The sequence below is a fragment of the Noviherbaspirillum cavernae genome, assembly GCF_003590875.1.
In the GTDB taxonomy this organism is placed as follows: Bacteria; Pseudomonadota; Gammaproteobacteria; order Burkholderiales; family Burkholderiaceae_D; genus Noviherbaspirillum; species Noviherbaspirillum cavernae.
In genome coordinates this window covers 233,796-246,966 of the sequence record NZ_QYUN01000002.1, presented here as the reverse complement: position 1 = coordinate 246,966, position 13,171 = coordinate 233,796, and the positions used below count along the sequence as shown (strand labels likewise).

The 13,171-nt window shown below is 63.7% G+C and carries 15 protein-coding genes; all 15 read left to right on the top strand.

Features of this window, described 5'->3' with window-relative positions; translation table 11 throughout:
- The first annotated feature begins 143 nt into the window (after positions 1-143).
- The 15 genes from D3870_RS01200 to trmB all read left to right on the top strand — a co-directional run bounded on the left by D3870_RS01200 (position 144) and on the right by trmB (position 13,054).
- Complete coding sequence (locus D3870_RS01200; RefSeq protein WP_119735990.1) at positions 144-485, top strand: hypothetical protein; 342 nt, start codon at positions 144-146, stop codon at positions 483-485.
- Positions 486-554: 69 nt separating this feature from the next.
- On the top strand, positions 555-1,415 hold the full coding sequence (locus D3870_RS01195; RefSeq protein WP_119735989.1) for an AraC family transcriptional regulator: 861 nt from the start codon (positions 555-557) through the stop codon (positions 1,413-1,415).
- 35 nt (positions 1,416-1,450) lie between these two features.
- A complete protein-coding gene (locus D3870_RS01190; RefSeq protein WP_119735987.1) occupies positions 1,451-2,398 on the top strand; it encodes a DMT family transporter in 948 nt (315 codons plus the stop codon).
- A gap of 63 nt (positions 2,399-2,461) precedes the next feature.
- Positions 2,462-2,989 carry a hypothetical protein gene (locus D3870_RS01185; protein ID WP_119735986.1) on the top strand — a complete coding sequence of 176 codons (528 nt, stop codon included), beginning with the start codon at positions 2,462-2,464 and terminating at the stop codon, positions 2,987-2,989.
- Position 2,990: 1 nt separating this feature from the next.
- Entirely contained in the window at positions 2,991-4,247 is a 1,257-nt protein-coding gene (locus tag D3870_RS01180) for an MFS transporter (RefSeq protein WP_119735984.1), read from the top strand.
- Between the two features lie 80 nt (positions 4,248-4,327).
- Complete coding sequence (locus D3870_RS01175) at positions 4,328-4,672, top strand: DUF1840 domain-containing protein (protein ID WP_119735982.1); 345 nt, start codon at positions 4,328-4,330, stop codon at positions 4,670-4,672.
- Positions 4,672-5,517, top strand: coding sequence for an alpha/beta hydrolase (locus tag D3870_RS01170; protein ID WP_119735980.1), 846 nt, complete (start codon positions 4,672-4,674; stop codon positions 5,515-5,517). The genes D3870_RS01175 and D3870_RS01170 overlap by 1 nt, the downstream gene beginning before the upstream one ends.
- A 67-nt stretch (positions 5,518-5,584) precedes the next feature.
- On the top strand, positions 5,585-6,223 hold the full coding sequence (locus D3870_RS01165; RefSeq protein ID WP_119735978.1) for a LysE family translocator: 639 nt from the start codon (positions 5,585-5,587) through the stop codon (positions 6,221-6,223).
- A 1-nt stretch (position 6,224) separates the two neighbouring features.
- Positions 6,225-7,541 (top strand): 16S rRNA (cytosine(967)-C(5))-methyltransferase RsmB, encoded by a 1,317-nt coding sequence (gene rsmB / locus D3870_RS01160; protein WP_119735976.1) that lies wholly within the window; start codon positions 6,225-6,227, stop codon positions 7,539-7,541.
- A gap of 66 nt (positions 7,542-7,607) precedes the next feature.
- Positions 7,608-8,189 (top strand): DUF4390 domain-containing protein, encoded by a 582-nt coding sequence (locus tag D3870_RS01155; RefSeq protein ID WP_242489811.1) that lies wholly within the window; start codon positions 7,608-7,610, stop codon positions 8,187-8,189.
- A gap of 2 nt (positions 8,190-8,191) precedes the next feature.
- Positions 8,192-10,477 carry a sensor histidine kinase gene (locus tag D3870_RS01150; RefSeq protein ID WP_119735972.1) on the top strand — a complete coding sequence of 762 codons (2,286 nt, stop codon included), beginning with the start codon at positions 8,192-8,194 and terminating at the stop codon, positions 10,475-10,477.
- A gap of 89 nt (positions 10,478-10,566) precedes the next feature.
- Entirely contained in the window at positions 10,567-11,268 is a 702-nt protein-coding gene (locus tag D3870_RS01145; RefSeq protein ID WP_119735970.1) for a response regulator, read from the top strand.
- 37 nt (positions 11,269-11,305) lie between these two features.
- A complete protein-coding gene (locus tag D3870_RS01140; RefSeq protein WP_119735969.1) occupies positions 11,306-11,698 on the top strand; it encodes a GTPase in 393 nt (130 codons plus the stop codon).
- Positions 11,699-11,846: 148 nt separating this feature from the next.
- On the top strand, positions 11,847-12,104 hold the full coding sequence (locus D3870_RS01135) for a BTH_I0359 family protein (protein ID WP_119735967.1): 258 nt from the start codon (positions 11,847-11,849) through the stop codon (positions 12,102-12,104).
- 260 nt (positions 12,105-12,364) lie between these two features.
- A complete protein-coding gene (gene trmB / locus D3870_RS01130; protein WP_119741502.1) occupies positions 12,365-13,054 on the top strand; it encodes a methyltransferase domain-containing protein in 690 nt (229 codons plus the stop codon).
- The last annotated feature ends 117 nt before the right edge of the window (positions 13,055-13,171 follow it).

Sequence of the window (13,171 nt, the reverse complement as noted above, 5' to 3'; positions counted from 1 at the left end):
AGATGACGGCAAATTGAACCATAACAGATGCGCCGTGCGCCATCTGTTATGGTCCGGTCGATCGCGTCCTGTGCCTGTTGCCTGTGCCGCCCGAGTCCTACCATTTCGTCATGACGATTGATTCATCACGAAAGGGAAGAAACATGCCGCACAGCATTCCTGCATCCACAAGCTTACGCAGCGGACAGTCGCTGCATCTGCATGTCAGCCGCGGTGTTGTCATTGTCGCCATGCGCGGCGATCTGACGATTGCCGCCGCGCCATCATGGCTGGGCGAGCAACTGCTGCAGCAGCGCTTTTTCCTGAACGAGGGTTGCGCGCATCTGATGGCCGACAGCGGCTGGATCGCGATCGCGGCGCACGCCGACGCGGAAGTGGCATTTGCCAGTGAGCATTACCGGCGTCATTCGTTGGCGCAGGTCTTGCGCGCGGTGCTCGCCGCGACCAGACAGCTCGTCGTCAAACGTTTTCTCGAACGAACGTGACACGCTGCCGCACGGACAGCGATAAGGATTTATGATGGCGTGGAGCCGACGCCCTATCACGCACGACGCATGTTCCATCACCCCTCCGAATTCGTCACCTTCAAGTCCAGCCCGCATCTGCCGGGCGTGGAGCTGTATTCGGCGCGGCTGGTGGATCACGCCTTCGCGCCGCACGTGCACGACGGCTATTCACTGGGCGCGATCGAGGCGGGCGTCGAGCGTTTCCGCTACCGGGGCGCGGAACATCTGGCGCCGGCCGGCACGCTGGTGCTGCTCAACCCTGATGAGCTGCACACCGGGCAGGCCGAGGTCGATGCCGGCTGGACCTATCAGATGCTGTACATCGAGCCGGACACGCTGCGCGAGATGACGGGCAGCGAAGCTTTCTTCCCTGACGCGGCAGTGCACGATCCGGCGCTGGCGGCGGCCTATCACGCGACCTTCCGCAAGCTGTGGCACGCGCCGGACGATCTCGCGTTCGTCTCCGGTTTCACGCGGCTGATCGATGCGATGGTGGTGCGCTACGGCCGCAATGCGAAGGCGCTGCAGCAGAAACCAACGCAGGAATCGGCACACCAGATGCGGCGCAAGGCCTCGATGCAGCGCGTGCTCGATTGCATCGAGGCGCAGCTGGACCAGACCCTGAACATCGACATGCTGGCAGCGGAGGCCGGGCTGTCGATGTTCCATTTCGTGCGCGCGTTTTCCGCCGCCTTCCACGTCACGCCGCACCAGTATGTGCAGGCGCGCCGCGCCGCGCGCGCCAAGTCGCTGCTGGCGCAAAAGGCCGCGCCATCGGAAACGGCGCTGGCCGTGGGCCTCACCGACCAGAGCCATCTGAACCGCTGGTTCAAGCGCGCCTACGGCGTCACGCCGGCGCAGTACCAACAGCAAATCGGTACAAGACCGGTCGCCGGCAGGCGCGCATAATCCGTCCCATCGCTCACCCTCGTCTCCGCCATTCCATGCTGATCGGTTTTCTCTGCGCACTTGGCGCGGGCCTGATGTGGGGCCTCGTGTTCGTCGCGCCCCTGATGCTCGCCGACTATCCCGGTGTCGTGCTGTCGTTCGGACGCTATGTCGGCTTCGGCCTGATCGCGCTGGTCCCGGCCTTCTTCGACCGCGAGCGCATTGCAAGGCTGACAAGAGCCGACTGGAGCGCCGCCTTCAAGCTCGCGCTGGTCGGCAACATCCTCTATTACGCCGCGCTGGCGACCGCGATCCAGCTCGCCGACGCGCCCCTGCCGGCGATGCTGATCGGCACGCTGCCGGTGGTCATTTCGATCTGCTCCAACTGGTCGCCCGGCCATCCGTCCGAAGCGGTGGCATGGAAGCGGCTGGCGCCTTCTCTGATCATCATCTTCATGGGCCTGATGCTGGTGAACGCGAGCGAACTGCGGCACCTCGACGGCCGACGGCCGCTGTCCGACTATGCGCTCGGCTGCATCATCACCGTCGGCGCGGTCGCCGCATGGACCTGGTATCCGATCATGAATGCGCGCCACCTCAAGTTGCATCCGCACATCCGTTCCTCGACCTGGGCCACCGCGCAAGGCCTGGCGACGCTGCCGCTGGCCGTGATCGGCTTCATCGGCTACGGCGTGTATGTATATTTTTCCGGCAGCGATTATGCATTTCCGCTCGGCCCGCGCCCGCTGCCCTTCATCGGCCTGATGCTGGTGCTGGGCCTGTGCGCCTCGTGGCTAGGCACCCTGCTGTGGAATCGCGCCAGCCAGCATCTGCCGACTTCGCTGGCGGGCCAGCTGATCGTGTTTGAAACGCTGTCCGCCTTGCTGTACGCCTTCATCCTGCGCGGCAAGATGCCGGACATGCAGATTCTGGTCGGCATCGCACTGCTGTGCATGGGCGTCATGCTGGGGATACGCACCTTCCGCGCCGTTCGCACTGCCTGACGAGGAGCTGCGGGCAGGAACGATGCGCAACCTGATTACGCGCCGCCTGCTACCATTCCGCTCATGCAGAAATCTTCCCTTTCCCCTCTCTTGGGCGCGGCCTGCATCGCCGCCGCGCTCGCATTGTCGGCCTGCAGTCCGACACTCAACTGGCGTCAGGTGCAAGGCAGCAATGCGCCGTACAGCGTGCTGATGCCGGCCAAGCCCGCCTCGTTTTCGCGGCCGGTCAATCTCGACGGCTTGCAGGTGACGATGACCATGACCGCCGCCGAAGTCGATGACGTCAGCTACGCCGTCGGCAGCGCCGAACTCGCGGATGCGTCGCAGGCGCCGCACGCGCTCAATGCGATGAAGACCGCGATGGTGAACAACATCAAGGGCACGATCAGGAAAGAAAAAGTGGGCGGCGTGGCAACCGCGCCCAATGCCATCGACATCGAAGCGGCAAGCGCCGACAACCCGCCGACCGTGCTGTTCGCGCGCTTCACCACGAAGGGCAAATGGGTCTACCAGGCCATCATCCTCGGCCCGGAAAAGTCCGTGACGCCGGAAGCGGTCGACACCTTCTTCAGCTCCTTCAAGGTCAACTGAGGTGCGCCGCCTGACTGGCGCCGCGGCCGTGCGGGTGTATCTGTGCTTCGCCTTCGGCTATCTGCTGTCCTATGCGTTTCGCTCGATCAATGCCGTCATCGCGCCGGCATTGATCGACGACGTGGGTCTGACGAACTCCGGACTCGGCCTGTTGTCGGCCACGTATTTCCTCACCTTTTCCGCCTTGCAACTGCCGCTCGGCATCTGGCTCGACAAGTACGGGCCGCGCAGGACCGAAGCGGCGCTGCTGCTGTTTGCGGCAGCGGGCGCGGCGATCTTCGCGATGAGTTCGACGCTGTCCGGCCTGCTGCTCGGGCGCGCGCTGATCGGAGTCGGCGTGTCGGCCTGCCTGATGGCGTCGTACAAGGCGTACCGACTATGGTTCGCGCCGGAACGGCAAAGCCAGCTGGCGAGCTGGATGCTGGTAGCCGGCACCGCTGGCGCGCTGGCCGCCACGGTGCCGGTCAATGCGGCGCTGCCATGGATAGGCTGGCGCGGCGTGTTCTGGGTGATGAGCGGCATGATCGTGCTGGCGGCCGCCGCGATCCATGTCGTGCTGCGGGATGTGGAAGCCGCATGCGCCACGCCGCACGGACATGCCGTCGCAGGCAATGCGCAAGGCGCGGAACACGGTTACCGGCAGATTTTCGGCAATCCCTATTTCCGCCGCGCCGCCGTGATCGGCTTCATCAGCCACGGCAGCTTCATCGCGCTGCAAACGCTGTGGATCGGACCGTGGATGACGACGGTGCTCGGCATGAGCAAGGAGCGCATGGCGGAAATCCTGTTCGCGTTCAATTTCTGCCTGATGCTGGCGTATCTCGGCGCGTCATGGTGGATGCCGCGCTTCGTTTCGCACGATGGTCGCCATGGCTGGCCGGCCACGCGCGCCATCACGTTCATGCTGCTGGGATCGCTGCTGGTGCAGGCCACGATCCTCTTTCTTGCCACCTCGTGGGCGTGGATGCTGTGGATCGCGTTTGCGTTTTTCATTACCGTCACGACACTCATCCAGTCGAGCGTCAGCCTTTCTTTCCCCTCGGCATTGGCCGGCCGCGCCAACAGCGCCTACAACCTCACGCTCTTCGTCGGCGCATTCGTCGTGCAGTGGGGCATCGGGCTGCTGATCGATGCATTCAAGGCCCGTGGCGCATTGCCCGCCGATGCCATGCGCGCCGCCTTCGCGCTGTGCCTCGCCTGTCAGCTCGCAGCCTTCATCGCCTTTCTGGCGAACCGCGCGCAGCCGCAAAAAACATGACACTTTGGCCAATGGCGAATCCGGGAAGTCGTGCTAAGGTTGATTCATGTTCAACGAATTCCCCGACCTGTGGAGGCTTCATGTTGGTCACATTCAAGTCGAAAGCCGCAGCCGACGTGCTGATGTATGAAGAGCATGCCAAGCGCATCCTCGATCTGCTGCACAAGGACGTCAGCAAGGGCATCCTCACCGCCGCCGAATTGCCCGATGCCATTGCGCGGCTGGAAGCGGAAATTGCCGAAAGCAAAAAACATCCGGAATTGGAAGCCACACAGCGCGATAGCGATACGCGCGACGGCGATGCCGACGACGACAACGAGCAAGAGCGGGCCAAGACCGTCAGCTTTTCCACCCGCGCCTATCCGTTGCTGGAAATGATGCGCGCCGCGCAACGCGACAATCGCGACGTGATGTGGGGCGTTTGATGAGCGGTCCGCGCGACGGGCAGTTGTCCGCCAGCGACGGCACGCGCCTGTTCATCGCCGACTGGCCCGTTGATAACGCGCAAGGCGGCGTCGTGCTGATGCACGGACTCGGCGAGCATTGCGGACGTTATGCGCACATCGCGCGCTTCTTCAACGAATGCGGCTGGTCGGTGCGCAGCTATGACCATCGCGGCCATGGCCGGTCGGAGGGTGCGCGCGGCGACGTGCCGGACGAGGAAACAATCCTGCGCGACGCGCAGCTGGTGGTGGACGATTTTGCGCGGCAGTTCGACGAACCACCGCTGCTGCTCGGTCACAGCATGGGCGGATTGTTCGCGGCGCGCTTCGCCACCGCTGCACTGTCGCCCTTGCGCGGCCTGATCCTGTCCTCGCCCGCGCTGGCCGTGCCGATGTCAGGAATGCAAAAGCTGCTGCTGAAGGCAATGCGCGCGGTCGCGCCGGGATTCGGCATACCGAACGGCTTGCAATTGCGCTATCTGTCGCACGATTCAGCGGTCGTGGCCGCATACGAAAAGGATCCGCTGGTGCATCCGAAGATCAGCGCACGCCTGCTGGGCAGCATGCTGGCAGCCATCGCGTTTGCACATGCCCATGCGGCGACACTTGCCATACCGACATTGATGGTGGTCGCCGATGACGACCGACTCGTCGATCCGGCGGGCAGCCATGCATTCTTTGCACGACTTGCGCCGGGCGTCGGCACCATGCACCGCTATCCCGGCTTCTACCACGAACTCTTCAATGAGCTGGAAGCGCAGCACGTCTTCGACGATGTCCGTCAATGGCTGAACCGCATGGAGAGCGTCGAATCACGGGTGGCATAAGGAAGGCCGCAAGCGGCTACAATTCCGGCATCCCCTTTGTGCAGCACCGCCTGCGGTGCAATGAATCATGAATTTTCTCGGCATTTCCGATTTCGGCCTGTTTTGCGCGGCGGTATTGTTGCTCAACGCCACCCCCGGCCCCGACACCGCCTACATCGTCGGCAGAAGCGTGGCGCAGGGCCGCGCCGCCGGGCTGATGTCGGCACTCGGCATTTCGGTCGGCTGCTGCGTGCATGCCATCGCTTCCGCGCTCGGCCTGAGTGCGATTCTCGCGGCGTCGGCCACCGCCTTCATGGCGATCAAGCTGGCCGGCGGCGCGTATCTGGTGTATCTCGGCATCCGCATGCTGCTGGCGAAACCGGCCGACCTGTCGGCATCGATCGCGGTGCGCGAGGAACGTCCGCTGCGCACGATCTTCTGGCAGGCCGTCGTGACCAATGTGCTCAACCCGAAAGTCATCCTGTTTTTCCTCGCCTTCATTCCGCAATTCGTGCACGGCGATTCGTCGCAGAAGATGCTCGCCTTCCTCGTGCTCGGCATCGTCTTTGCCGTCATCAGCATGTGCTGGAACAGCGGCACCGCATTCCTCGCGGGCACGCTGGCGCGACGCGCAGGCAACAATCCGCAGGCAAAGCTGTGGCTCGAACGCAGCGTCGGCGCAGCCTTCGTCGCGCTCGGCCTGAAACTCGCACTCACCAAGAACTGATTTGTCCACACCTCAATTGAAAACAGATTCGCTCGCCTTCAGCCTGCTCGGCGCAGCGCGCGCGGTCGCCCAGGTGCGCGAAGGCACCGCGCTGCCGCAGGCGCTTGCCACCGTATTCGCGCAAACCCATGCGACGCCGCAGGCACGCGGCGCGATGCAGGACATTGCCTATCGCACCATGCGCCGGCTCGCGCGCGCGGAAGCGCTCGTGTCGCGCCTGACGAGCAAGCCGCCGACGCCGGTCCTGCTGCATGCCTTGCTGTGCTGCGCGTTGGCGCTCGTTTCCGATCCCGAGGACGATGCGGGCGACACGCCCTACGAATCGTTTACCGTGGTCGATCAGGCGGTGAACGCGGCAGCCGCCGAGCGCGCGATCGCGCACGCGAAAGGCATGGTCAACGCCGTCCTGCGCCGCTTCCTGCGCGAGCGCGGCACGCTGTTGCCGCAGGTATTGAGGCAGCCGGAAGTCGAGTGGAACTATCCGGCGTGGTGGATCGATGCGACGCAGGCCGCCTACCCCGCCGACTGGCAATCGATTCTGCGCATCGGCAACGGGGCACCGCCGCTGACCCTGCGCGTGAACCGGCGCAAGACCACGGTGACGGATTACATGAACACCCTGGCGGCGAATCAGCTGAATGCCGCACAGGTCGGCCCCGATGCCGTGCGGCTGATCAGGCCTGTACCGGTTGCGCAAATCCCCGGCTTCGCCGAAGGACTGGCATCGGTGCAGGACGCCGCCGCGCAACTGGCTGCGCCGCTGCTCGACCTGCACGACGGCATGCGCGTGCTCGATGCCTGCGCCGCGCCGGGCGGCAAGAGCGGCCACATTCTCGAATGCGCCGATGTCGATCTGACAGCGCTCGACAGCGATCCGAAGCGGCTCGCCCGTGTCGACGACAATCTGCAGCGCCTGCAACTGGCCGCCACGCTCAAGACAGGCGATGCGGGCCGCACCGGCTGGTGGGACGGCAAGCCCTTCGACCGCATCCTGGCCGACGTGCCCTGCACCGCCTCCGGCATCGTGCGGCGGCATCCCGACATCCGCTGGCTGCGCCGCAGCGACGACGCTGCCAGGCTTGCAACAGTTTCGGCGCGAATTCTCGACAACCTTTGGCAGATGCTTCGGCCCGATGGTAAATTGCTGTTTGTGACCTGCTCCATCTGGCCGCAGGAATCGGAAATGCAGGCTGCCGATTTTGCAACACGCCACCGCGCGACACGGCTGGAGGCGCCCGGACAATTGCTGCCCGCAGCGTCGGCCGAACAGGATCACGACGGCCTGTATTACGCACTGTTTCAAAAGACCGCTGCCTGACGGCATCCTTCAAACTTTTTCGGCGGAACCGGTGGCGCCTCGCCCATCGGTCCGCGCCACAAACGAGTGACGCGCAGACTTCTCCCTCTTGCAATCGGCTGGCTCCTGAGCGCGTTGCTGCTGGCTGCAGCCTTTTCACCATTGCCCGCTCGCGCCGCGGAAGTGGTCGAGATCACGGCGGCGAATATCGAAAGCACGGAAGAAGGCTACCGCCTGGCGACCAAATTTTCCTTCGATCTGACGCGCGGACTGGAGGATGTAATCACGCGCGGCATCCCGCTGTACTTCACGACGGAAGTCGAACTGACACGGCCGCGCTGGTACTGGTTCGATGAAAAGGCGATTTCCGCTTCGCGCACGATCCGCATTTCCTACGACGTGCTGACGCGCCAGTATCACGCCTCCGCCAGCGGACGGCTGCAGCAGAGTTTCGTCACGCTGGAGGATGCCTTGTCGCTGGTCCGGCGGCCGAGCCGCTGGCTGATCGCCGACAAGGGCGCACTGAAGCCGGGCGAGGTCTACAACGTCGCGGTCCGCATGGGGCTGGACGTGGCCCGTCTGCCCAAGCCCTTCCAGGTACACGCCATCAACAGCAGCGACTGGCGCCTTTCCTCCGACTGGAAAACCTTCACCTTCAGGGCGGAATAGTCGTGCCACGGTATCTGCGTTACTTCCTCGTCGTCGGCGGTGCGGTCGTCAGCATCCTGCTGTTCCTGCTGGCATCGGCCTCGGAAAACTCGGCATTGTTCGACAAGCATTATCCCTGGCTGCTCGGCCTGAATGCCCTGATGGCGGTCGCGCTGCTGGCGCTGGTTGTGCTGCTGCTGACGCGCCTGTACCGGCGCCACAAGCGCGGCGAGTTCGGCTCGAAGCTGATGGCGCGACTGGTGCTGCTGTTCGCGCTGATCGGCATCCTGCCGGGCGCGGTGATCTATATCGTGTCGGTGCAGTTCGTGTCGCGCTCGATCGAGTCCTGGTTCAACGTGCGGGTCGAAGCGGCGCTCGAATCCGGCCTGACGCTCGGGCGCACCGCGCTCGACGCCTCGCTGGCCGATCTCCACACCAAGGCGCGCAGCATCGCGCTGGAGCTGTCGGAACTGTCCGAATCGACACTGGTGACGCAACTATCGCGCCTGCGCGACGCCAGCCAGCAGCAGGAAGCGACGATCGTCACGTCCGGTGGACAGGTGGTCGCCACCGTCGGCGGCCGCCTCGCCACACTGGTGCCGGAACTGCCGAGCGCGGCGATGCTGCGTCAGGCGCGCCTGACGCGCGGCTTTTCCGCCATCGAAAGCAACATCGACCTTCCCGAAAGCGCCGCCGATCCGGGCACGGCAAGCGCCGCGTCGGCCAATGCGCAGAACGGCTTGCGCCTGCGTGTGGTGGTCGCAATTCCGACCAGCGGCAGCGGCTTCGCGCTGCAGAACGAATCCTACTATCTGCAATTGATGCAGCCGGTGCCGTCCCATCTGGCGACGAACGCGGAAGCGCTGCGCGCCGCCTACAGCGAATACCAGGAACGATCGCTGGCGCGCACCGGCCTGCGCAAGATCTACATCGTGACGCTGACGCTGACCCTGCTGCTGGCGATCTTCGGCGCGATCGCCGGCGCGTTTCTGATCGCCGGCGATCTCGCCAAGCCGCTGCTGCTGCTGGCCGAAGGCACCAAGGCGGTGGCCGAAGGCAACCTCTCGCCGCGCCCCATCGTCGCCACCTCCGACGAGCTCGGCACGTTGACGCAATCGTTCAACACCATGACGCGCCAGCTAGCCGACGCCCGCGCGTCGGTCGAGAAGAACCGCGCCGAACTGGAGAACGCAAAAGCCTATCTCGAATCGGTGCTGGCCAACATGTCGGCAGGCGTGATGGTGCTCGACAGCCAGTTCCGGCTCGTCACCTGCAACGAGTCGGTCGAACGCATCCTGTCGCGCGAATTCGATCCCTGGATCGGCCAGCCGTTGACCGCGATCGACGGCCTGGAGCCGCTGGCCAATGCGATCACCAAGGCGTTTTCCGAACAAAGCGCCAGCGCGGCGTCAGTCGGCTCCGGCACGAACGCATCGCACTGGCAGCGCCAGATCGAGGTGCCGCGCCGCATCGACGGCGGCGCGGCCGACCAGGACCTCACGCTGCTGGCACGCGGCTCGCATCTGCCGGTGGCGGGAAAGACCGCCTACATCGTTGTGTTCGACGACATTTCGGACGTGATTTCGGCGCAGCGCTCGATCGCATGGGGCGAAGTGGCGCGCCGGCTGGCGCACGAGATCAAGAATCCGCTGACGCCGATCCAGCTCTCCGCCGAGCGTCTGCAGATGAAGCTGGAGGACAAGCTCGCGCCGCAGGACGCCGCCATGCTGAACAAGGGCACGGCCACCATCGTCAACCAGGTGTCGGCGATGAAGCGCATGGTCGACGATTTCCGCGACTATGCGAAGACGCCGCCGGCGGTGCTCTCGCCGCTGAACCTGAATGCGCTGGTCGAGGAAATCCTGCATCTGTACGTCGCCGGCGATGACCGTCATGCCATCCATGCATCGCTGGCACCCGGCCTGCCGCAGGTGATGGGCGACCCCACGCAACTGCGCCAGGTCATACACAATCTGCTGCAGAATGCGCAGGATGCGGTTGCCGAAAGTGCGGGCCGCGCGCCGCGCATCGATGTATTAACCGAGACAATCCGCTTTCAGCACGGAGATGGCAATGATGGCATTGCGGTGCGCCTGACCATCACCGACAATGGACCCGGATTCACGGCGAAGATCATGAACCGCGCATTCGAGCCTTACATCACCACCAAGCCGCGCGGCACAGGCCTCGGACTTGCGATGGTGAAAAAGATCGTCGACGAACATGGCGGCCGTATCGATATTCAAAACCGGCCGGATGGAAATGGTGCCAAAGTGGCAATTTTGCTGTTAAAGTTAGCCGCGCTTTGAAATAATTCGTCACAATTTCCATCGAGTCGCACGGAGTCTTCAAAACTAGAATTACGCACCAATGCACGCGTAGAAGGCAAGGCACACATATGGCAAATATCCTGGTAGTCGATGACGAGATGGGCATCCGCGAGTTGCTCTCCGAAATTCTCGGTGACGAGGGACACGTCGTCAGCGCGGCGGAAAACGCGCAGCAGGCGCGCGAACTGCGCGCGGCCGGCACACCCGATCTCGTCCTGCTCGATATCTGGATGCCGGACACGGACGGCGTGACGCTGCTGAAGGAATGGCAACGCGACGGCCTGCTCACGATGCCTGTCATCATGATGTCCGGTCATGCAACGATCGATACGGCAGTTGAAGCCACGCGCATCGGCGCGCTGAATTTCCTCGAGAAACCGATTGCGCTGCAGAAGCTGTTGAAAGCCGTGCAGCAAGGACTGACGCGCAGCCATGAGGCAATCCGCCCGGCGGTCTACCAGGCACGGCCGCAACCGGTCGCGGCCGAAGAGCCCGCCGCCGTGTCTCAAGCCGCCGCCGCAAGCCCGCTCCTTCCGACCGCAACGGCTCCCTCCGTGCGCACGGAAACCCAGGTTATCGGCCTGTCGTTCGACCTTCCCCTGCGTGAAGCGCGCGATGCATTCGAGCGGGCCTACTTCGAGCACCACCTGGTGCGCGAGGGCGGCAGCATGACGCGCGTCGCCGAAAAAACCGGCCTCGAACGAACCCATCTGTACCGCAAGCTCAAGCAACTCGGCGTCGAACCCGGCAAGCTCGGCAGAAAAACATGATGCAAGCGGCCTGCACCGAAGGAACGACCGGCCGCTAATGCCGCCAGCCACACTCACCACGCTCGTCACCGGCGCGACCGCCGCCGCACGCGAGACAGCGATCGCCGCCGCACTCGATGCAGACACCGATGCAATCCGCGCCACGGCCCTGATACTCGAAGGCCTGCCCGGCGGCGCAAGCCCGCTCGATGCATTCACCGATCCGCTCATTGCACAAGCCGCGCCGCACATTGCGCGCATCGCCCCCGGCTGTCTGTGCTGCACGGGTAACCTCACCATGCGCGTCACGCTCAACCGCATTCTGCGTCGCCCGCCCGCGCGCCTGTATATCAGCCTGGCGACTGCGGGGCATCTCGACAACATCCGCACCTTCCTCTGCCAGCCGCCGTACGACGGATTGCTTGAGCTGACTCAAGATCTTCACGCGTAATACCGTTGATATAGATACATGGTGCCGATGTTCGCATTCCGGACGGAAAGCGCCACACCTCCACTGGCTTGAAACCCTTCGCGCAGGCCCCATTTTTGCATTAGAGAAGATGGATTCTCGGCATTCAATCGGAGCACAAGGAGGCAACATGAACTTGATCTACAACAGCGACCAGTACAGCGTGGTGGAATTCGGCGCGGATGATGATCGCGAAGCCTTGCGCTTTGGCGGTTACGAGATCATGGACAAATCCGGCAAGCGCGAAATCTTCATCGGCGGCGACATGGCACGGTCTTTCCGGGAAGAAGTGGAAAGCCTGATCGCAACAGAACCGACGGTTGAAGAGATCGACGCCTATTTGGGTAAATACGATGCGCTGATGGGCCAGCCGATGACTCTGCACTAACGTCGATTCCCACGCCCTTGCCGCCGAACGCAAGGGCCTTCTGAATTTATTACATGGCCTGCAAGAATCCGACACTTTCCTGATGTGTCAGCTTTGAGAAAACAGATCGGCAGGCGCATTGAACAAATCAGCAACCGCAGCATGCGGTTTGCAATCCCGGCTTGAGCTTGAGCAACACACTGTCGCTCACGCGGTCCGCCACGCTGTGGCATGATGACGGCCGCATCAACACTCCCCAGGCAACAGGCAGTTTGCACATCATGCACGGCAATTCCCGTTCCATTACCAGTGGCCAGAGCGGCATTCACGAGCACCTCGCCGCACTCGTCGCGCGCCATGCCGCCACCGAGTTCCGCAAGCCGATTGCCGACTACAACCGAGCCGCGTTCGATCGATCCATGTCAGCGTGGCGCGCCGCCGGCGAGCTGCCGCTGATCCTCGATGCCGGTTGCGGCGTCGGCTTGTCCAGCTTGAATCTGGCAGCGCAGTTTCCCGACCACTTCGTCATCGGCGTCGACCAATCCGCCGACCGGCTCGCGCGCAACAAGGTGTGGGAGCGGCCATTGCCGTCGAACCTCATCTGCGTGCGCGCCGACCTGGTCGATTACTGGCGCCTGATGCAGGCCGATGGAGTGCGGCCGGCGCGCCATTTCGTGCTCTATCCCAACCCGTGGCCGAAGATCGGCCAACTGGCGCGGCGCTGGCATGGCCATGCCGTATTCCCGACCATCGTGGCGCTCGGCGGCGAACTGGAATGCCGCAGCAACTGGCGAATCTACATTGAAGAATTTGCGATGTCCGTGTCGCAGCTGACCGCGAGCCCGGTGCAATGCGAGCCATATGCGCCGGCCGCGCCGATCACGCCGTTCGAACAGAAATACCTTGCCTCCGGTCACACGTTGTGGCGTTGCCGGTCGCGCCTGCCGGCTCGGGCACCACACTTGCTCTAAGGCCCATCGCACGGAAACCCCGCCGCCGGACAGGCCGCAACACCCGCATTTGACATATCACAAGCACAATTCCCGTTGTTCCGCCCTCCCCAATTTATGGCATTGTGACGCCAAATA

Coding starts and splice junctions, on each gene's coding strand:
- D3870_RS01200 (WP_119735990.1), top strand. CDS start 144: ATGCCGCACAGCATTCCTGCATCCACAAGCTTACGCAGCGGACAGTCG.
- D3870_RS01195 (WP_119735989.1), top strand. CDS start 555: ATGTTCCATCACCCCTCCGAATTCGTCACCTTCAAGTCCAGCCCGCAT.
- D3870_RS01190 (WP_119735987.1), top strand. CDS start 1,451: ATGCTGATCGGTTTTCTCTGCGCACTTGGCGCGGGCCTGATGTGGGGC.
- D3870_RS01185 (WP_119735986.1), top strand. CDS start 2,462: ATGCAGAAATCTTCCCTTTCCCCTCTCTTGGGCGCGGCCTGCATCGCC.
- D3870_RS01175 (WP_119735982.1), top strand. CDS start 4,328: ATGTTGGTCACATTCAAGTCGAAAGCCGCAGCCGACGTGCTGATGTAT.
- D3870_RS01170 (WP_119735980.1), top strand. CDS start 4,672: ATGAGCGGTCCGCGCGACGGGCAGTTGTCCGCCAGCGACGGCACGCGC.
- D3870_RS01165 (WP_119735978.1), top strand. CDS start 5,585: ATGAATTTTCTCGGCATTTCCGATTTCGGCCTGTTTTGCGCGGCGGTA.
- D3870_RS01145 (WP_119735970.1), top strand. CDS start 10,567: ATGGCAAATATCCTGGTAGTCGATGACGAGATGGGCATCCGCGAGTTG.
- D3870_RS01140 (WP_119735969.1), top strand. CDS start 11,306: ATGCCGCCAGCCACACTCACCACGCTCGTCACCGGCGCGACCGCCGCC.
- D3870_RS01135 (WP_119735967.1), top strand. CDS start 11,847: ATGAACTTGATCTACAACAGCGACCAGTACAGCGTGGTGGAATTCGGC.
- trmB (WP_119741502.1), top strand. CDS start 12,365: ATGCACGGCAATTCCCGTTCCATTACCAGTGGCCAGAGCGGCATTCAC.